The organism is Sagittula sp. S175 (genome assembly GCF_049800975.1).
Lineage (GTDB): Bacteria > Pseudomonadota > Alphaproteobacteria > Rhodobacterales > Rhodobacteraceae > Sagittula.
This window is the reverse complement of sequence record NZ_JBNAGB010000008.1, coordinates 126,566-144,424: the sequence shown is the minus strand read 5'-3', so window position 1 is coordinate 144,424 and position 17,859 is coordinate 126,566. Positions and strand designations below refer to the sequence as shown.

General features: G+C 67.1%; 17 protein-coding genes. 7 read left to right on the top strand and 10 right to left on the bottom strand.

The window, feature by feature from the left end:
* The first annotated feature begins 22 nt into the window (after positions 1-22).
* Complete coding sequence (gene cobT, locus ACP16H_RS12495; protein WP_425072633.1) at positions 23-1,903, top strand: cobaltochelatase subunit CobT; 1,881 nt, start codon at positions 23-25, stop codon at positions 1,901-1,903.
* Between the two features lies 1 nt (position 1,904).
* Here the strand turns inward: cobT and ACP16H_RS12490 are convergent, their stop codons facing one another.
* Positions 1,905-2,354 carry a hypothetical protein gene (locus ACP16H_RS12490; RefSeq protein WP_425072632.1) on the bottom strand — a complete coding sequence of 150 codons (450 nt, stop codon included), beginning with the start codon at positions 2,352-2,354 and terminating at the stop codon, positions 1,905-1,907.
* Between the two features lie 217 nt (positions 2,355-2,571).
* On the opposite strand from ACP16H_RS12490, the gene ACP16H_RS12485 reads away from it, so the two are divergent.
* Positions 2,572-4,341 carry an aminopeptidase P family protein gene (locus tag ACP16H_RS12485; protein WP_425072631.1) on the top strand — a complete coding sequence of 590 codons (1,770 nt, stop codon included), beginning with the start codon at positions 2,572-2,574 and terminating at the stop codon, positions 4,339-4,341.
* 99 nt (positions 4,342-4,440) lie between these two features.
* The gene (locus tag ACP16H_RS12480; protein WP_425072630.1) at positions 4,441-4,791 is read left to right on the top strand and encodes a DUF427 domain-containing protein; all 351 of its coding nucleotides are present in this window, start codon (positions 4,441-4,443) and stop codon (positions 4,789-4,791) included.
* A 261-nt stretch (positions 4,792-5,052) separates the two neighbouring features.
* Here ACP16H_RS12480 and ACP16H_RS12475 read toward each other — a convergent pair whose 3' ends face one another.
* From ACP16H_RS12475 to ACP16H_RS12460, 4 genes are all read right to left on the bottom strand, one after another.
* On the bottom strand, positions 5,053-5,907 hold the full coding sequence (locus ACP16H_RS12475; protein WP_425072629.1) for a DUF6544 family protein: 855 nt from the start codon (positions 5,905-5,907) through the stop codon (positions 5,053-5,055).
* Positions 5,908-5,986: 79 nt separating this feature from the next.
* Positions 5,987-6,529 (bottom strand): hypothetical protein, encoded by a 543-nt coding sequence (locus ACP16H_RS12470; RefSeq protein WP_425072628.1) that lies wholly within the window; start codon positions 6,527-6,529, stop codon positions 5,987-5,989.
* 16 nt (positions 6,530-6,545) lie between these two features.
* On the bottom strand, positions 6,546-7,118 hold the full coding sequence (locus ACP16H_RS12465) for a M91 family zinc metallopeptidase (protein WP_425072627.1): 573 nt from the start codon (positions 7,116-7,118) through the stop codon (positions 6,546-6,548).
* A gap of 48 nt (positions 7,119-7,166) precedes the next feature.
* Positions 7,167-7,886: a hypothetical protein gene (locus ACP16H_RS12460; protein ID WP_425072626.1), complete on the bottom strand. Its 720-nt coding sequence runs from the start codon at positions 7,884-7,886 to the stop codon at positions 7,167-7,169.
* 261 nt (positions 7,887-8,147) lie between these two features.
* Here ACP16H_RS12460 and ACP16H_RS12455 point away from each other — a divergent pair, with 261 nt between their 5' ends.
* Positions 8,148-9,128: an SH3 domain-containing protein gene (locus ACP16H_RS12455; protein ID WP_425072625.1), complete on the top strand. Its 981-nt coding sequence runs from the start codon at positions 8,148-8,150 to the stop codon at positions 9,126-9,128.
* 38 nt (positions 9,129-9,166) lie between these two features.
* On the opposite strand, the gene ACP16H_RS12450 is transcribed toward ACP16H_RS12455, so the two are convergent.
* On the bottom strand, positions 9,167-10,804 hold the full coding sequence (locus tag ACP16H_RS12450; protein ID WP_425072730.1) for a chloride channel protein: 1,638 nt from the start codon (positions 10,802-10,804) through the stop codon (positions 9,167-9,169).
* A gap of 114 nt (positions 10,805-10,918) precedes the next feature.
* Between ACP16H_RS12450 and ACP16H_RS12445 the strand changes: the two genes are divergently transcribed.
* Positions 10,919-12,292, top strand: a complete 1,374-nt coding sequence (locus ACP16H_RS12445) for an FAD-binding oxidoreductase (protein ID WP_425072624.1) — start codon at positions 10,919-10,921, stop codon at positions 12,290-12,292.
* Positions 12,293-12,380: 88 nt separating this feature from the next.
* On the opposite strand, the gene ACP16H_RS12440 is transcribed toward ACP16H_RS12445, so the two are convergent.
* Positions 12,381-12,968 (bottom strand): TetR/AcrR family transcriptional regulator, encoded by a 588-nt coding sequence (locus ACP16H_RS12440; RefSeq protein WP_425072623.1) that lies wholly within the window; start codon positions 12,966-12,968, stop codon positions 12,381-12,383.
* 96 nt (positions 12,969-13,064) lie between these two features.
* On the opposite strand from ACP16H_RS12440, the gene ACP16H_RS12435 reads away from it, so the two are divergent.
* Together ACP16H_RS12435 and ACP16H_RS12430 are read left to right on the top strand one after the other, a co-directional pair.
* Positions 13,065-13,445, top strand: a complete 381-nt coding sequence (locus ACP16H_RS12435; RefSeq protein WP_425072622.1) for a hypothetical protein — start codon at positions 13,065-13,067, stop codon at positions 13,443-13,445.
* Complete coding sequence (locus ACP16H_RS12430; protein WP_425072621.1) at positions 13,442-13,930, top strand: DUF1772 domain-containing protein; 489 nt, start codon at positions 13,442-13,444, stop codon at positions 13,928-13,930. Before ACP16H_RS12435 ends, ACP16H_RS12430 begins: the two co-directional genes overlap by 4 nt.
* On the opposite strand, the gene recN is transcribed toward ACP16H_RS12430, so the two are convergent.
* The 3 genes from recN to lpxC all read right to left on the bottom strand — a co-directional run bounded on the left by recN (position 13,927) and on the right by lpxC (position 17,578).
* The gene (gene recN / locus ACP16H_RS12425; RefSeq protein ID WP_425072620.1) at positions 13,927-15,579 is read right to left on the bottom strand and encodes a DNA repair protein RecN; all 1,653 of its coding nucleotides are present in this window, start codon (positions 15,577-15,579) and stop codon (positions 13,927-13,929) included. The two genes, ACP16H_RS12430 and recN, sit on opposite strands and share 4 nt — an antisense overlap.
* A 33-nt stretch (positions 15,580-15,612) precedes the next feature.
* On the bottom strand, positions 15,613-16,467 hold the full coding sequence (locus ACP16H_RS12420) for an outer membrane protein assembly factor BamD (protein WP_425072619.1): 855 nt from the start codon (positions 16,465-16,467) through the stop codon (positions 15,613-15,615).
* Positions 16,468-16,648: 181 nt separating this feature from the next.
* On the bottom strand, positions 16,649-17,578 hold the full coding sequence (lpxC, locus tag ACP16H_RS12415; protein ID WP_425072618.1) for a UDP-3-O-acyl-N-acetylglucosamine deacetylase: 930 nt from the start codon (positions 17,576-17,578) through the stop codon (positions 16,649-16,651).
* Positions 17,579-17,859 lie beyond the last annotated feature (281 nt).

Sequence of the window (17,859 nt, the reverse complement as noted above, 5' to 3'; positions counted from 1 at the left end):
GCAAAGGACGGATAACAGCGCCATGAGCAAGCCCAGCGACAACCCCGCCGATCCGTTCAAGAAGGCCCTCGCCGAAGCGACGAAGGTCATGGCAAACGACCCTGACATCACCGTCAGCTATTCGGTCGATCCCTCGGGCATGTCCGGCGACGCCATGCGCCTGCCGCAGATCTCTCGCCGGATGACCCGCGACGAGGTGCTGCTGGCGCGCGGCACCGCCGACGCGCTGGCCCTGCACCGCCGCTATCACGACAACGCGACGCACTCGCGCTACCTGCCGCAGGGCGAGATGGCCCGCGACCTCTATGAGGCGATGGAAACCGCCCGTTGCGAGGCGATGGGCGCGCGCGACATGCCCGGCACCGCGGGCAACATCGACGCCAAGATCGGTCACGACGCCGCGCGCCGCGGCTACGGCCAGATCCGCGACAAGTCCGAGGCCCCGCTCTCTGTCGCCGCAGGCTACCTGATCCGCCACCTCGCCACGGGCCGTGCCCTGCCGCCCGAGGCCGCCAATGTCATGGACCTCTGGCGCGGCTACATGGAGGAACAGGCCGGCGGCACGCTGGACAACGTGAACGACGTGCTGGCCGACCAGTCTGCCTTTGCCAAATTCGCGCGCCAGATGATCACCGATCTGGGCTACGGCGACCAGCTGGGCGACGACCCCGACAACATGGATGACGAGGCCGAGGACGACGGCGAGCAGGACGGGCAGGACGAAGAGGAACAGCCCGATTCCACCGGCAACGACGACGACCAGTCCGAAGAGGCCGATGCCTCGCCCGAACAATCTCAGGATGAAACCCAGGACCCGAGCCAGGCGCAGGTCACCATGGACGACATGGCCGACCAGGAGCTGGGCGACGAAGCGGAACTGCCCGACGGCGACGCGCCCATGGAGCCGCCCGCACCGCAGCCCATCTCGGACGCGGACCCCGATTACAAGGCCTACTCGACCGACAACGACGAGGAAATCGCCGCCGAGGACCTCGCCGAACCGATCGAGCTGGAGCGCCTGCGCGCCTACCTCGACCAGCAGCTTGAACCGCTAAAGGGCGCCGTGTCGAGACTGGCAAACAAACTCCAGCGCCGCTTGCAGGCGCAGCAGAACCGCTCGTGGGAATTCGATCAGGAAGAGGGCGTTCTGGACGCCGGACGCCTTGCGCGCGTCGTCGCCAACCCGACGACGCCGCTGTCCTTCAAGGTCGAGAAGGACATGGAATTCCGCGACACCGTGGTGACGCTGCTGCTGGACAACTCCGGCTCGATGCGGGGCCGCCCGATCAGTATCGCAGCGATCTGCGCCGACGTTCTGGCCCGCACGCTGGAACGCTGCTCGGTCAAGGTCGAGATCCTCGGCTTCACCACCCGCGCATGGAAGGGCGGGCTGGCGCGCGAGCAATGGCTGAACGCGGGCCGCGAACAACAGCCGGGCCGCCTGAACGACCTGCGCCACATCATCTACAAGCAGGCCGACGCCCCGTGGCGGCGCACCCGCGACAACCTCGGCCTGATGATGAAAGAGGGCCTGCTGAAGGAAAACATCGACGGCGAGGCGCTGGAATGGGCGCACCGCCGCATGATCGTCCGCCCCGAGGCACGCAAGATCCTGATGGTGATTTCCGACGGCGCCCCGGTGGACGATTCCACCCTGTCGGTGAACCCGGCCAACTACCTTGAAAAGCACCTGCGCGACGTCATCGCCATGGTGGAAAAGCGCCGTCAGGTCGAGCTGCTGGCCATCGGCATCGGCCACGACGTGACCCGCTACTACGACCGCGCGGTGACCATCACCGACGTGGAACAGCTGGCCGGCGCCATGACGGAACAGCTGGCCTCGTTGTTCGACAGTGATCCGCGCGCCCGCGCCCGCGTCATGGGCATCCGGCGGGCGTCCTGACCTAGTCGGCGCGCGGCCCGAGCGGCCGCGTGTCCCGCCCGTGCAGTCCGTCCGACTCCACCGCATACTGGCTGTGCGTCACCCGCCATGCCCCGCCGATATGGCGGTATTCCGACATCACCGGATGCGGTGCGCGCTTCAACACGTTGCCCGCGCAGACCAGCCGCGTTTCGTGGGTGGCGACGATCACCTCGGGCGTCGTCATCTTCGCCGACACAACGTGCCGCGCCAGATCGACCAGCCCGATCGACGCATGGAACTTCCGCACCGACTCGAACACGTCCCGAAGGTCCTGAAGGTTGGCAAGGCGCCGTTTGCCCTGAAAGGTCTCGATCACCTGCGGAACGTGGAAACATGGCGCAAACAGGTCGAAGTCGCCGGTTTTCATACCTTGCCAGGTCACGTGAAGCATCTCCTCCACGATGGCCTCTGCAGTCTTGTTCGAAATCATTCAGCGGTCTTCCATGCCTGCGCCGAAGGCCTGTCCCACCAGCGGCGAACCGTGCCTACTGCCCCGCCCGCGCCCTGTCAGCGGCAATTTTCGCCAGACATTCCCCTATCGCGATATTTCGCTCATGCCGCAGCCAGCCCACCGACCCCGCCGCCCGCCCCCGGCGGCGCTTGCCTTCGCCGCCCACCCCGCTAACCTCGCGCCAAAGGAGTCCCCCATGTTCCAGACCTTCACCGAAAGCGCCTCTCCCGCGCAGGGGCCCGCACGCCTCGCCGCCCTGCAATCCCTGCTGGCTGAACGTGGCCTCGACGGGTTTCTCGTGCCGCGCGCCGATGCGCATCAGGGGGAATACGTGGCCCCCCATGACGACCGGCTGGCCTGGCTGACGGGCTTCACCGGCTCGGCGGGCTGGGCCATCGCGCTGCGCGACCGGGCCGCGATCTTCACCGACAGCCGCTACACCGTTCAGGTCAAGGCGCAGACCGACGCAGTTTTCGAAAAGGTCGACTGGCCTGGCACGACATTGGCGGACTGGCTGCAAACCGCCCTGCCCGTGGGAAAGCTGGCCTACGACCCCTGGCTCCTGACCGTCTCGCAGCGCCGCGAGTTGCAGGACAAGCTGCCCACGCTCGAACTGGTCGCCACCGACAACCTGATCGACGCGCTCTGGGACGACCAGCCTGCGCCGCCGATGGAACCGGCCTTCCCGCAGCCCGTCGAACTGGCGGGCGAGGCCCACGGAGCCAAGATCACCCGCCTGTCCGAGGGCCTCGGCCTGACCACCGCCGCAGTCATCACCCTGCCCGACAGCATCGCATGGCTGCTGAACATCCGCGGCAGCGACATCCCGAAGAACCCCGTTCCCCATGCCTTTGCCATCCTGCACGCCGAGGCCCGCGTCGACCTCTTCATCGCCGAGGCCAAGACCGACCAGATCCGCGACCACCTCGGCCCGCAGGTCCGCCTCATGCCGGTCGAAACCCTGCTGCCGACGCTGGCCGCGCTTTCCGGCCCCGTGCAGATCGACCCGGCCAGCTGCCCGGTGATCCTGGCCGAGGCCCTGTCCACACCGGTCGAGGGCGACGACCCCTGCGTCCTGCCCAAGGCGCGCAAGACCCATGCCGAACTCGACGGCAGCCGCGCCGCCCACCTGCGCGACGCCTGTGCCATGGTGCGCTTCCTCGCATGGCTCGACGCGCAGGCCCCCGGCACGCTGACCGAAATCGACGTCGTCAAACGGCTCGAAGAAGAACGCCGCGCCACCAACGCCCTGCGCGACATCTCCTTCGACACCATCTCGGGCACCGGTCCCAACGGCGCCATCGTGCATTACCGCGTCACGGAATCCACCAACCGCACCGTCGCAGAGGGCGACCTGCTGCTGGTGGACAGCGGCGGGCAGTATGTCGACGGCACCACCGACATCACCCGCACCATGGCCGTCGGCCAGCCGACCGAGGAACACCGCGCCGCCTTCACCCGCGTGCTGAAAGGCATGATCGCCCTCTCGCGCCTGCGCTTCCCAAAGGGGCTGGCGGGCCGCGACATCGACGCCCTCGCCCGCATGGCCCTGTGGGAGGTCGGCCTCGACTACGGCCACGGCACCGGCCACGGCGTCGGCTCCTACCTCTGCGTGCACGAAGGCCCCGCCCGCATCGCCCGCTCCGGCACGGTCCCCTTCGAGCCGGGCATGATCCTGTCGAACGAACCGGGCTTCTACCGCGAAGGCGCCTTTGGCATCCGCATCGAGAACCTCATCGTCGTGCAGGAGGCCGCGCCCCTGCCCGGCCAGACCGTGCCGCAGATGTACCGCTTCGAGACGCTCACACTGGTCCCCATCGACCGCCGCCTGATCGACCCGGCCCTGCTCACCCAGACTGAACGCGACTGGCTCAACGGCTACCACAAACGGGTCCACGATACGCTGCGTTCCCATGTCGATGATGCCGCAGGCGCGTGGTTAGCCCTTGCATGTGCCCCCGTCTGACATGTCAATGTCACAAATCCCGGCCACAGAGTCGGGAATAGGGAAGGCCCCGGACCGCAACCGCGGCCCGGGGAACAGGAATTTGAGGAGACACCGACAATGCCCACGACCAAGCACATCACCGTCACGCCCGCCGTCGGCACTTGGGTCGTCCGCGCCGGTGGCGCCGTCCTCGGCGAATCCTCCCGCGCGCTGGAACTGACCGAAGGCGACCTGCCCCCCGTCATCTACTTCCCGCGCGAGGACATCGGCATGGCCTTCCTCGACGCGACCGACCACAGCACCACCTGCCCGCACAAGGGCACGGCCAGCTACTTCTCGATCATGTCGAAGTCCAAGACCTACACCAACGCCGTCTGGTCCTATGAGACCCCCAACGCCGAGGTCTCCGAGATCGCGGGCTACCTCGCCTTCATGGTGCAGGACGGCGTGGCGGTCGAACAGGTCTGATCCTGCCCGCTCTGCATATGGATAGCGTGGCACGCGAGGGGCCAGCCCCCCTCGCACTCGCCCCCACTCCCCGGAGTATTTGACCCAAGAAGAAACAAGCGCGCGCCTGTGCTTCTTCTTGGCTCAAATACTCTGGGGGTCCGGGGGCAAAGCCCCCCGTCGTGCGCAGCACGGCAAACAGCAAAAGGCGCGTGCGCAGCACGACAAACAGCGCGTGTGCAGCACGCGCCGGTCGCCTGAGCACAGCGAAGGCGAAACCGCTCAACGCCGGAACCGCACCTCGGTCACCCGCGCCTTGAAGAAGGGCACATAATCCGCCGTGCCATAATGGTTGCCGCCCTCGACGTCCGCGGGCACACGCACACCGTCAAACTCCTCCCAGCCGCCCAGATCGCCGCCGAACGGCTGCCACTGCCAGACCCGCGCCGTGTTCTCCTGGCTCCAGCGCGGGAACAGCACCCGGACCGGGCGGCCTTCCCCATCCACGGTGATCTCCACCGACTGCTCCATCCCCTGCGAACGCACCGTCACCCGCGCGACATCCGTCCCCGAAGCCTCCCAGGCAAGCGTCTCCCACCCGGCTTCGGCCGCGGGCAGGTAGGCGGCAGGCGTCCAGAACACGCCCTCCCCGACCCGCCGCCCAAAGGATGACCTCAGATGGTCCGCGCCTCCGGCCCGCGCCACGGGCAACAGACCGAACAGGCGAAAGCGGCTCCAGCTGTCCCCGAACACCATGGCATCGCTGCCCGAGGCCTTCACCTTCCCGGTCAGCTCCACCTGCCAGACGAAGCCATGCGGCGGCGCCAGCACCTGCACCGCCTCCATCGGTTGTTCGACCCCGTTCAGCGTCAGGGTCCCGCGCATCCGCAACTCGGCCAGTGTCCATAGCGGCGTGCCCTCCGCCAGCGCAAAGCGGTAATACCGCTGCGCCGGTTCCGGCAGCCCCTCCAGCATGGACAGATCGAAAACCTCGGGCCGGACCGCCTGCTGCGCCTTCAAATACTGCATCGACCGTGCGTCAATGCGCGTGTCCCACCAGCGCAGCGCGCCAAGGCCAAGCCCCGCCAGGGCCACCACCAGCACGACAAGTCCCAGCCCGATCAAGATCACCCGCATGTCCCCCGACCTCTTGCAACCATCGGCTGCAACGTACCACGGGACCGCGCCAACGCCCCCGGACAGGGCGTCGCAGACCTCAGCCGGGGATGTAGCCTGTCAGCCCCTCCGGCACCGGCAGACGGGCCGACACGGTCTTTTGCACCATCAGCGCAAGCCCCGCATCGACGCTGTACAGGCTCCCGCCCTCGCCTTCGAACAGGCCCCAGTCATCGGGGATCTCGCCCTCCGGCACGTAGCCCAGCACAAGGTCCAGCTCCAGCACCGGGGTGGCCACCGCCGCCTCCTGCACGGGGCCGACGTAACCCGTGTCCCGCATCACCGGCACCGGCACCTCGAGGAACCGCGCCTCGGTCCCGCCTGCCAGCACGCGCTGCGCATAGGGCGTCTCCGGCACCTCGGCCTTGATCCCGTCCGGTACATCCAGCACGCCGCGAAACAGCACCAGCCGGGGACCATGGAAATAGCGGTAACTGTAGCCCGGTGTCAGGGCAAAGGCATTGCCCTCGATATTCCAGAACTGGTCCAGCAGGTAGATCGGCCCCGCGCCCGTGTTCTGCACCCGGTAGTCCACCCGCAGCTGACCGCCCGTCACCGCGACCCCGTTCACTTCGATCTTCACGACCCACTCCCCGCCATCAGTAATAATCCCGCTCGGTCTCGCCCATCTCGTCGCGGATGTTGTTCTCCGTCAACGGTTCGTTCTCGTATTCCCCCAGGCCGACCGTCTGCTGTTCATAGCCCGGCGCCGCGTGCATCTTGCCGTCCTTGCCCTTGTAGGGCAGCGACCTCTTGCCAGCGGCGTTCTTGCGCCCGTCCGTGGTGCCGTTGCCGTCGTGGTAACTGTGGATCAGCTCGTGCCCAAGGCCCACCGCCGGATCGCGCTCGCTCCACGGCTTGTTGCCCGCCTTCGTGCGGTCGGGGTCGAAATTCACGGTACTGCCCGTGCCCGGCCCCGGCTTGTCGTTGTCGTAGTCATACAAGCCGTCGCTGAATTTATTGGCGTTCTCGGTGTTGCCCTTGCCGGGCTCCGTCATCTTGATCGTGACCCCCTTGCCGTGCTGCTCGTTTCCCAGCAGCAACGCCAGCCCGGTGTCCGTCTCGGCCAGTGTTTCGAGCGAGTCGTAGACCTTCTGCTTGTAGGTGTCGTCGCCCTCCACCTTGATGGTCGAGGTGCCGTCCTTGATGCGCTTCATCAGCTCTTCGCGCATCTTCGCCTTCTTGACTTCGCAGGTTTTGATCAAAAGATCCCGCACCCCTCAATCCTCCCGGAAAAGCGGCGCAAGACCGCCCAGCGCGTCAAGGATCGCATCCGCGCGCCCCGCCGCCGGCGTCTCTGCCATCGGCGCAAAGACCGCCCGCCATTGCGGATCGGCAAAGCATCCGACGCCCAGCAGCAACTGCGCAAGGCACACCGCGCCAAGCCCCCCCGCCGGGATGCCGTAGTGCTCCGCCATCGGTCGCGCGGCCAGCAACAGCCCGTTCAGCCGCAACTTCGGTTGCCGCTCCCAATAGGCAGGCCAGAGTGCCGCCACCCTCTCCCAGAAGGCCTCTGCATCGCGGTCCGGGTCCGGCACCCGGCTGCCACGCTGCGCCAGTTGCGCGACGACCCGCCCGCGCTGCCCCAGCACCGCGCCATAGCGTTCCAGCCCGCGCCGCAGCGTCACCACCTTGCGCGGCAGCGACAGCGTCCGCAGCGCCAGCGTATCGCCCACCCAAGGCACCCGCCGGTCCCGCTCCACCTCCAGCCCCAGCGCCAGCACCAGATCGAGGTAGACGTCCAGCGCCTCCTGCTCCAGCAGCTCAAAGGCAGTCGCCCGCGTCATCACATATGTGACCAGTTCCTGCACCGCCTCCGGCCCCATCCGCGCCGCCGCGCCGGGGTGTTCGGTGTTGATCCGGCGCACCAGCCGGGGATGAGAGTCCTGCACCGCCTGCACGGCAAAGCCATGCATCTGGCTGTCACCAAAGGTAAGCATCGAAAATATCCTGACGTGTAATGGCGCAAGGCTAGAAAGACTCACGGCCACCTGACAAGGAAAATTCCCGGTCAGTGAGGAATTCCCGACCTCCGCCGCCAGGCCCGCCTTGCAGGATTCCGCTGATCCGACAGCCCTGAAGGCTCCGTTAGGAAACCTTCTGGCACAGGCGTGTTATTGCATAACCGGGGGCATCGCCCCACCTGTTGCGCAACCGCCATTCCTCCGATCTGCCCGGACTCTGCCCGGAAAGGACTTCGCATGACACGCCTGCTGCCCCTGCTCGCCAGCCTTCTCATCGCCACCTCTGCCATGGCCGAACCGGGCATCATCAACGCGCCCCGCGGCAGCACCGTACAGATGCGCAGTGGCCCCGCCGATGCCTTCGACACCCTGCGCCTGCTGCGTCCCGGCGCGACCGTCGAGGTGCTCGAAGAAGACCCCGCCGGCATGTGGAGCCGGGTACGCGACGCCTCCGGCACCACCGGCTGGGTGCCGCAGACCGCACTGTCCCAGCCGACAGAGGACATCCAGCCCCTGCAACGGGATGCAGACCGCCCCGACTACATCCGCCGCGACGTGTCCGGCAGCGATGGCTACGCCACGGCCCCCGACCACAGCCGCGAGCAGGTCTACGTGAACTCGCCCTCCGCCGGACGGCTGAACCTGCGCCAGGGCCCCGGCACCGACACCGCGATCCTCGGCACGCTGGACCACGGCGCGGCGGTGACGATCCTTGGTGGCGGCGATCCGTGGCGGCGCGTGCGCAGCGCCGACGGACAGGTCGGCTATGTCCACAACGCCTACCTTTCCTCCGACACCCCGACCATCGCGCCCGCCCCCGTCCAGCCCGAGCCGGGCCGCGTGCTGCAATCCATGTATGTCAACGCCCCCCGCTACGGCGCGCTCAACCTGCGCCAAGGCCCCGGCACCCAGTATGACATCGCCGAGACCATGCCGCAGGGCGCCCGCGTCGAAGTGCTCGACGGCGGCACCGACACATGGCGCTTCGTGCGCTCCGCCAATGGCCAGCTGGGGTTTGCCCACGTCAACTACCTCTCGCCGACCCGCCCCTCGGCGGCCCGCGTGCAGCGTCAGGAGTACCGCGAATACGACGAGAACGGCCGCCGCGTGATCCGCGTCAGCCCGCAGGAACTGACCGGCCTGCTGGCGGTCTGCGCCTTCTCCGGCAACCTTGACCGCTGCATGGTGCGTCAGCTGGAACGCCGGGAACGCCGCTGATCCTGCGCGCCCCGGCACCTTGCAGGGTCCGGGGGGCGTCAGGAATGTTCCTCAGCCGCCGTGGCGGCAAGGGCGCGGTTGTAGGCCTTCAGCGCATCGACGTGGAACAGCGCGCCCTGCAGGACCGGCGTCGATCCCTGCATCTCGACCACCGGAAGGAACGGCGTCCCCGACACATCCAGTCGCGGCAGCGCCGTCTTCAGGGTCGCGTCCAGCTGCACGTACAGCCCCTTCTCGATCATCTCGAGGCAGACCGTCTCGTCCGCCGCATTCTCGTCCGTGGGTTTGCGCATCACCGATTTGACCCGGAACATGCCCAGCAGATAGGCCTGCGGCCCCGCCGCCAGCGCCACCTTGCGCCGCTCCAGCTGCGTCAGGAAGAACGACCGATCCACCACCCGCGACGCCAGCGCCGTGGACATGGACACCGACACCATCACCGCAAGGCCGGTCTGCCAGTCCCCCGTCAGCTCGAACACGATCAGCGTCGTGGAAATCGGCGCGCCCAGCACCGCCGCCGCCACCGCGCCCATCCCCGCCAAGGCGTACAGCGTAAAGGCCGAGGACATCTCGGGCGCGAGCCCGGTCGCAATATGCCCGAACGTCAGCCCGGTCAGCGCCCCCACCATCAGCGAGGGTGAAAATATCCCGCCCCCCATGCGCCCCGCCATGGTGAAGGACACGGCCACCACCTTGATGACGGCAAAGACGAAGGCCTCGCCCAGCACCAACTGCCCCGACAGCGCGCGGCTCGTCGTCTCGTAGCCGACGCCGATGATATGCGGAAACCAGATCGCCAAGGCTCCCAGCAGCAGCCCCGCCACCGCAGGCCGCGCCCAACGCGGCAGGCCAAGCCGTTTCTGCAACTCGGTCTCGACGTCATCGGCGAAAAAGATCGCCCGCATCATCACCACGGCCACCACGCCGCAGACCAGCCCCAACAGGAAGAACGCCGGAAGTTCGAGGTAGAATTCCACCGTCGTCGTCCCCGGCAGCACGAACTCCGTCACGTCGCCGTAGACCAGCCGGTTGATGACCGTCCCCGCCGCACTCGCCACGACGATGGGCGCAAAGGCATGCAGCGCAAAGTGGCGCAGCACCACCTCCAGCGCGAACAAGGCCCCCGCAATCGGCGCGTTGAAGCTGGCCGACACCGCCGCCGCCACCGCGCAGCCCAGCAGGTCGCGCCCGGTGATTCCGTCCACCTTCAGGCGGTTCGCCACCCAGGTCGAGGCCAGCGCCGCCATGTGTACCACCGGCCCCTCGCGCCCGGTGGACCCGCCCGTCGACAGGGTGATCCAGGAACACAGGACACTGGCCATGCCCGCCCGCCGCTCGACCCGCCCGTCGTTCAGCGCCGCGCCCTCGATGACGTCCGCCACCGACCGCACCCGCCCGTCCGGCGTAAAGCGTTGCAGGATCAGACCCACCGCGATGCCGCCCGCCACCGGGATCAGCAGCACCCACAGCCAGTGCAACTGCCCCGCCCAGCTCGCCAGCATGTTCACATCCCGCGTGCCATAGAGGAACGCCTGCAACTGCTCGACCGCGAAACGAAAGCCGATCGCGCCGAACCCGCTGACCACGCCGATCAGCAGCGCGACGAACCAAAAGCTAATCTGCCCCGGCCCGCTATGGCGCAGCATGTCCCACCCCCGGCCCAGATCGCCGCGCATGGTCTGCAAGTGTTGCCCGATCACCCCTGACACTGCGATATCCTCCGATCCCGCGACTTCCCCCTCGTTAACGCCTTGGCTAAGGTGCCCCGACACAGTTCCGGAGACCGACTTATGCCCCTCGCCCAGGCGCTCGACGACTTGCAGGCTTTCCTAGGCGAACGGCTCAGCCGGTCCAAGTCCGATCTGGACCTGCACGCCCGCTCCGAAAGCTACTTTCCCCCCACCCCGCCCGACGCCGTCGCCTATCCCGAAACCACCGAGGAGGTCGCGCAGATCGTCCGCACCTGCGCGCGTTATGGCATTCCCGTCATCGGCTGGGGCACCGGCACCTCGCTCGAGGCGCAGGCCCAGCCCCTGCACGGCGGCGTGACCGTGGATTTCAGCCGCATGAACCGCGTGCTCGACATCCGCCCCGCCGACATGGACGTGACCGTACAACCCGGCGTCACCCGCGAGGCCCTGAACGAGGAACTGCGCGCCACCGGCCTCTTCTTCCCGGTCGATCCCGGTGCCAATGCCTCGCTGGGCGGCATGGCGATGACCCGCGCTTCAGGCACGACAACGGTCAGATACGGCACGATGCGCGACAATGTCCTGGGGTTCGAGGCCGTCCTCGCCGATGGCCGAGTGATTCGCACCGGCACGCGGGCGCGCAAATCCTCTGCCGGCTACGACCTCACGGCCCTGCTCGTCGGCTCCGAAGGCACCCTCGCGCTGGTGACCGAAATCACCCTGCGCCTGCACGGCATCCCCGAATCCATCTCGGCGGGCATCTGCGCCTTCCCCGACATGACCGCCGCCACCAATGCCGTGATGGAGACGATCCAGATGGGCATCCCAATGGCGCGGATCGAATTCGCCTGCGCCCAGACCGCGCAGGCCTTCAACGCCTACGCGGGCACCGCGATGGCCGACCAACCGCACCTCATGGTGGAGTTCCACGGCTCGCCCGAAAGCGCCGCACAGGACGCCGCCCGCTTTGCCGAGATCGTCGCGGATCACGGCGGCTCGCGCTTCCAGTGGTCCTCCAAATCCGAGGAACGCACCGCCCTCTGGGCCATGCGCCACAACGGCTACTACGCCATCCTCGCCTCGCGCCCCGGCGCCCGCGCCGTCGTCACCGATATCTGCGTACCGATCAGCCAACTGCCCCGCGCAATCGAGGAAACCCAAACCGACATCGCCGCCTCCGGCCTCCCCGGCCCGATCCTCGGCCATGTGGGCGACGGCAATTTCCACGCCATCCTGTTGATCGACCCGGACAAACCCACGCATCTGGACATCGCCAAGGACCTCGCCCACCGCATGGCCGAACGCGCGCTGCGTCTCGGCGGCACCTGCACCGGCGAACACGGCGTGGGTCTGGGTAAGAAAGCCTACATGCAGGCCGAACACGGCGAGGGCTGGGACGTCATGGGCCAGCTGAAACGCGCCATGGACCCGCAGAACATCCTCAATCCCGGCAAGCTGGTGCGCGGAAACTAAGCCCGTCGTCGGGCGCGGCTGGTGGGCGGGCCGCTGAGCCTGCAAGGTTCAGTCGGGGCGTCCGACAGACCGCCCGAACGGAACCCCGTCACCCGAACAGCGCCAAGACCCGCGCCTGCGCTTTTGCCGCCCGCGCCGCGCGATCCGCAACACCGGGCGGCGGCATCGCGCCGGTGACACAACGCACCTGAAGGTCGCCGACCAGCAGGTCCAGCCACAGTTCAGCCACTTCTCCGGGCGCACCACGGATCACGCCCGCCTCCGACAACCCGTTGAAAAACCGCACGATCCGGGGAAAGACCTTGCCCCGGCCACCCTCGGCCAGCACCGCGCCCAACTGGTCAGAGGCATCCGCCGCCGCCGCCCGGTTCAGCGCAATGGCACTGGGGGACAGCAGCAATTCCAGCAGCACCTCGCCCAGCTCCGTCAGCGCCTGCGCCGACCGCTCCCCGCTGACCTGTTCCAGCCGCTCCGACACCGCCGCAACATTGCGCGTGATGAGCATCCGGAACAGCCCGGCCTTGTCGCCATACCAGCGATACAGCGTCTCGTTCGACGCCTTCGCCTTGCGCGCCACCGCCAGCATCGACATGCCGCCATAGCCCTTCTCGCGCAGCAGCGCATAAGCGGCCTCCGCGATCTGGGTCTCCCGTGCGTCTTTTTCCTGCGGAGTCATCATCCCTCCAAAACCTGTTGACTCGAACCGTACACCCGATTACGGATACGTCCAGACGTACACCAAATTACGGAACGCAACTAATTGAGGTCCCACATGAACGATCCCCTTCCCACTCGCGCCTCCCTCGCCGTCCTGATGGTCATTCACCTGTTGATGCTCTTCGCGCTCTACACCCTGACCGCGCCGCATCCCCCCGTGGCCATTCCGCTTTTCGCCCTCGCCCCCTTCCTGTCGGCCTTCACGGCCATCGCTGCGGCGACATGGATCATGGCAGAGCGCCCCATCGCGGTGCCGCTCAGCATCCTCACCGCGCTGCTCGCAGCGGTGTCCTTAGGACCGCATAAATACTTTGATCCCGCCTTTTCAGGCATCTGGCCCGCTGTCCTCACCGGGCAGGTCGCTATCGTCGCCTTGATGACCCAAGCCGTACGCGCGCTTTCGGCCCGCCGCACCCCCAAGGCCCTGCCCGCATGACCCGCGCCAGCGCCCTTCTGGCCCTGCTGTTCAGCGGGGCCATCTTCGGTTTCTTTTACGCTTGGGTCTGCTCGACCATGTGGGGCCTCGACGCGACGGACCCGCGCACGGCCATCGCGGCGATGCAGGCCATGAACGCCTCCGTGCGCAACGCGGTGTTCTTCCCGGCCTTCTTCCTGACGCCCGTGGTGCTGGCCGTGACCGCGCTCCTCGCATGGTGCGACAGTGCCCGCCCCGCCGCCACGGCCTTTGGCCTCGCAGCGCTGGTCTACTTTGCCGGAGGGTTGATCCTCACGGCCACGGTCAATGTCCCGATGAACGAGGCCCTGGCACTGCAAACCATCCCGGACGACCCCGAACAGGCCCGCGCGATCTGGACCGCCTACAGCGACAAATGGCAGGTTTACAACGTGATACGGACCATCGCCTCGGGCGTGGCCCTGCTTCTGACGGGCCTCGGCCTGCTCAGCCTACCGCGCGCTTAGCGGTCCAGCAAGGACCGCGCCGCCGCCCGTGCGGCGTCGGTCACCGTATCGCCCGACAGCATCCGCGCCAGTTCGGCCTCGCGCTCCTCGGCGCTCAGCGGCACTACCTCGGACAGGGTCATGCCATCCTGCACCCGCTTCGCCACGCGCCAATGATGGCCACCCAGCGCCGCCACCTGCGGCGAATGCGTCACCACCAGAACCTGCCCACCATCGGCCAGCGCCTTCAGCCGCCGCCCCACGGCATCGGCCGTCGCCCCGCCGACACCCCGGTCGATCTCGTCGAAGATCATCGTCACGCCCTGACCCGCTTCCACATGAAGCGCGACCTTCAAGGCCAACAGGAACCGCGACAATTCCCCACCGGATGCAATTTTATTTAAAGCACCCGCAGGCGACCCCAGATTGGTCGCCACGCGGAAGGTCACCGCGTCGCGGCCCTCCGGTCCCTCGGCGGCCTCAGCCACCTCGGTTTCGAACACCGCGCGGCCCATCTTCAGCGGCTCCAACTCGCCCGCGACAGCGGCGTCCAGCCGCTTTGCCGCCTCGCGCCGCAGCACGGTCAGCTCCGTCGCCGCCGCGTCATACACAGCCTCAGCCTCTCGCACCGCGCGTTCCAGATCACCGATCCGCGCCTCGCCCGCATCCAGCGCCGCCAACCGCTCCGCCAGCGTCTCGGCCAGTTCGGCCAGATCGTCCGGGCCGACCTGATGCTTGCGCGCCAAGCCACGGATCGCGAACAACCTTTCCTCGGTCTGCTCCAGCTCCAGCGGGTTGAAATCCAGCGCCTCGAGGCAATCGGCCACACCCCGCGCCGCCTCGTCCAACTCGGCCATCGCGCGGACCAGCGCCTCGATCGGCGCATCCAGCCGACCCTCGGCCTTCGCCGCCGCGCCTTCCAGCCAGCGCAGCGCGCCGGACATGGCCCCCTCCGCTCCCTCGTAACCCAAAGCCGCCGAGGCCTGCGCGATGTCATCGCGGATCTTCTCAGCCGCCTGCATCTGCCGCCGCCGGGTGTCCAGCGCGCTGTCCTCGCCCGCTTCCGGCGCCAAGTCCTGCAACTCGGCCACGGCGTGCCGCAGGAAATCCTCCTCGGCGCGCACCTTTTCCAGCGCGGTCCGCGCGTCTTTCAAGGACTTGCGCGCCGTCCCTACACCGCGCCACGCAACGCGGACGGTCTCCAGCGCAGGCCCGGCCACCGCGTAATCGTCCAGGATGGCGCGATGCCCCTTGGGGTCCAGCAAGCCCTTGTCGTCGTGCTGCCCGTGCAGTTCGACCAGCGTATCCGACAACTGCCGCAGCACCTCGCCCGAGACGCGCCGATCGTTCACCCAGCCGGTCTTGCGCCCGTCCACGGTGTTCACCCGCCGCAGGATCAACTCGCCCTCGACCGGCAGACCCGCCTCGCGCAGCACACCCCAGGCCGCATGATCCGGCGCCAGGTCGAACACGGCGACCACCTCGCCCTGCTCTGCACCTGCGCGCACCAGTTCCGCGCGCCCGCGCCAGCCCAGCACGAAACCCAGCGAATCCAACAGGATGGACTTACCCGCCCCGGTCTCGCCCGTCAGCACGTTCAGACCGGGCCGGAAGTCCAACTCCAGCCGGTCGATAATCAGCATGTCCCGGATTTCAAGCGCGCGCAGCATGGATTGTCCCCGTAGGGTGCGGATCACCGCACCTTACAGCCACTGACCTTTCAGCATCTGGCGGTAGATCTTGCCCAGCCAGTTGTTGTCGAACGCCTTCGGCTCCAGCCCCTGCCTGGTCAGCAGCGCATAGCTGTCCTCGTACCATTCCGTGGACTGGTAGTTGTAGCCAAGGATCGCGGCGGCGGTCTGCGCCTCCTGCGTCAGGCCCAGCGACAGGTAGGATTCCACCAGACGGTGCAGCGCTTCGGGCGTGTGCGTCGTGGTCTGGAAATCCTCCACCACCACGCGGAACCGCGAAATCGCCGCGCCAAAGTGATCGCGCTTCAGGTAATAGCGCCCGATCTCCATCTCCTTGCCGGCCAGATGGTCGAAGGCCAGGTCGAACTTCAGGATCGACGACCGCGCATATTCGCTGTCGGGATAGCGCTCGATAACCGTGCGCAAAGCCTGCAACGCCTGGAAGGTCAGCCCCTGATCGCGGCCCACCAGTTCGATCTGGTCGTAGTAGGACAGCGCCAGCAGGTACTGCGCGTAGGCCGCATCATCATCCGCCGGGTAGAAATCGATATACCGCTGCGCCGAGGACCGCGCGTTCTCGTAATCCTTGTCCTTGTGATAGGCGTAGGCCTGCATGATAAGCGCCCGCTTCGCCCATTCCGAATAGGGATACAGACGCTCGACCTCGCCGAAGTAGAAGGCGCCGTCCTCGAAATCCTTGCGCGAAACCTCGTATTCCCCGCGCTCGTAAATCTGCTTGGCGGTGTAGGTTTCCAGCGGCTGGCCGTCGGGTCCGACGTCCTTGCGCTGCATCTGGCCGCACCCCGACAGCAGGAGTGCCGCGACACCCATCCCGAACACCAAAGCCCGCGAACTGCCCCCAGTCATCACCACCGTCCTCTGTTCTTCTTGGACGCCGTGCCGTACACGAAACGCCCCCATTGAGCCGGGTCTAGCACAGAAAATTCGCAGGCAAAACGCCCTAATGGCATCGGCTGGATCAAAGGATCGCAAGATGTTGCCGGTCGGTTGACACAGGTATGCGGCCAGACCGCCATGCCGCCCCGGTTCAGGCCACGGCAGGGATTTCGTCCCGCTCGACACCGGCACCGGGCAGCGTCGCCGCCAAAGCCGCGTCGCAGGTCACCATGCGATAGGCTTCGGGGCGGGCAAAAAGCGCACGAAGCAGGGCATTTGTCAGCGCATGACCCGCTTTATGGCCCTCATAAAGGCCGATAATTGGCGCTCCGGCCAGCGCCAGATCCCCCAGCGCGTCCAGCATCTTGTGACGCACGGCCTCGTCCTCGTGACGGAAACCGCCCGGGCTCAGCACCTGGTCGCCGTCCACGACGACGGCGTTTTCCAGCGTCCCGCCCAGGGCCTTGCCCGCGGCGCGCATCGCCTCAACGTCCGACGCGCGGCAGAAGGTCCGGCTGTCCGACAGTTCGCGTACGAACGTACCATTCGCGAGGTTCAGGCGCTTTTCCTGACGCCCGATGGCCGCATCGGCAAAATCGATGTGAAAGGCCATTTCCAGCCCCTGCCCTGCCGTGCCGGGCGACAGGCGCGCCCAACCGGCCGGGGTTTCGACCTCGACGGTCTCCAGCACTTCGATGGCACGGACCGATGCGCCCTGCTGGCGCAACCCGGCGTTCAGGATGCCGCGCACGAAGGGCACCGACGACCCGTCGAGGATCGGTGCCTCGGGTCCGTCGATCTCGATCAGCGCATTATGCACGCCACACCCGGCCAGCGCCGCCATGACATGCTCGATGGTCGAAACGGAGACACCCGCCTTGTTCACGATCTCGGTGCACAGCGGAGAGGTCTCCACCACGTCCCAGCGCGCCGGGATCAGGCGGTCACCCACTTCGACGTCGGTGCGCTTGAACCAGATCCCGTGATTGATCGACGCCGGACGGATGGTCAGACGCGCAGGGGCACCGGAATGCAGACCGGTGCCTTCAAAACGGATCGTGTTGCGGATCGTGGTTTGCACGAAAATACCCTGATGTTGCACGCACCCCCATACACCCGGCGCGGCTTCATGAGTGGGATAGAGGACGGGGCGGGCAATCCTCAAATCAAAGTTTGTAACCGAGTGAAACATCCCGGAAACGCCATGGGCAAAGCCCCGCGCAGCCCCCCAAACGCATTATGCAACCCGTTGATACACATCGCACAAATACATCCATCCACAGACCCGCCACCCAGTGCGAAGTGTTCGCCCTTCCCCCACGGAATGCCGTTTATTGCATCATTCTATGCCGAAAACCGGGG

What these genes read in the sequence shown, in the direction of transcription:
- cobT (WP_425072633.1), top strand. Translation starts at nt 23, where the DNA reads ATGAGCAAGCCCAGCGACAACCCCGCCGATCCGTTCAAGAAGGCCCTC.
- ACP16H_RS12490 (WP_425072632.1), bottom strand. Translation starts at nt 2,354, where the DNA reads ATGATTTCGAACAAGACTGCAGAGGCCATCGTGGAGGAGATGCTTCAC.
- ACP16H_RS12485 (WP_425072631.1), top strand. Translation starts at nt 2,572, where the DNA reads ATGTTCCAGACCTTCACCGAAAGCGCCTCTCCCGCGCAGGGGCCCGCA.
- ACP16H_RS12480 (WP_425072630.1), top strand. Translation starts at nt 4,441, where the DNA reads ATGCCCACGACCAAGCACATCACCGTCACGCCCGCCGTCGGCACTTGG.
- ACP16H_RS12475 (WP_425072629.1), bottom strand. Translation starts at nt 5,907, where the DNA reads ATGCGGGTGATCTTGATCGGGCTGGGACTTGTCGTGCTGGTGGTGGCC.
- ACP16H_RS12465 (WP_425072627.1), bottom strand. Translation starts at nt 7,118, where the DNA reads ATGCGCGAAGAGCTGATGAAGCGCATCAAGGACGGCACCTCGACCATC.
- ACP16H_RS12460 (WP_425072626.1), bottom strand. Translation starts at nt 7,886, where the DNA reads ATGCTTACCTTTGGTGACAGCCAGATGCATGGCTTTGCCGTGCAGGCG.
- ACP16H_RS12455 (WP_425072625.1), top strand. Translation starts at nt 8,148, where the DNA reads ATGACACGCCTGCTGCCCCTGCTCGCCAGCCTTCTCATCGCCACCTCT.
- ACP16H_RS12450 (WP_425072730.1), bottom strand. Translation starts at nt 10,804, where the DNA reads ATGCGCGGCGATCTGGGCCGGGGGTGGGACATGCTGCGCCATAGCGGG.
- ACP16H_RS12445 (WP_425072624.1), top strand. Translation starts at nt 10,919, where the DNA reads ATGCCCCTCGCCCAGGCGCTCGACGACTTGCAGGCTTTCCTAGGCGAA.
- ACP16H_RS12440 (WP_425072623.1), bottom strand. Translation starts at nt 12,968, where the DNA reads ATGACTCCGCAGGAAAAAGACGCACGGGAGACCCAGATCGCGGAGGCC.
- ACP16H_RS12435 (WP_425072622.1), top strand. Translation starts at nt 13,065, where the DNA reads ATGAACGATCCCCTTCCCACTCGCGCCTCCCTCGCCGTCCTGATGGTC.
- ACP16H_RS12430 (WP_425072621.1), top strand. Translation starts at nt 13,442, where the DNA reads ATGACCCGCGCCAGCGCCCTTCTGGCCCTGCTGTTCAGCGGGGCCATC.
- recN (WP_425072620.1), bottom strand. Translation starts at nt 15,579, where the DNA reads ATGCTGCGCGCGCTTGAAATCCGGGACATGCTGATTATCGACCGGCTG.
- ACP16H_RS12420 (WP_425072619.1), bottom strand. Translation starts at nt 16,467, where the DNA reads ATGACTGGGGGCAGTTCGCGGGCTTTGGTGTTCGGGATGGGTGTCGCG.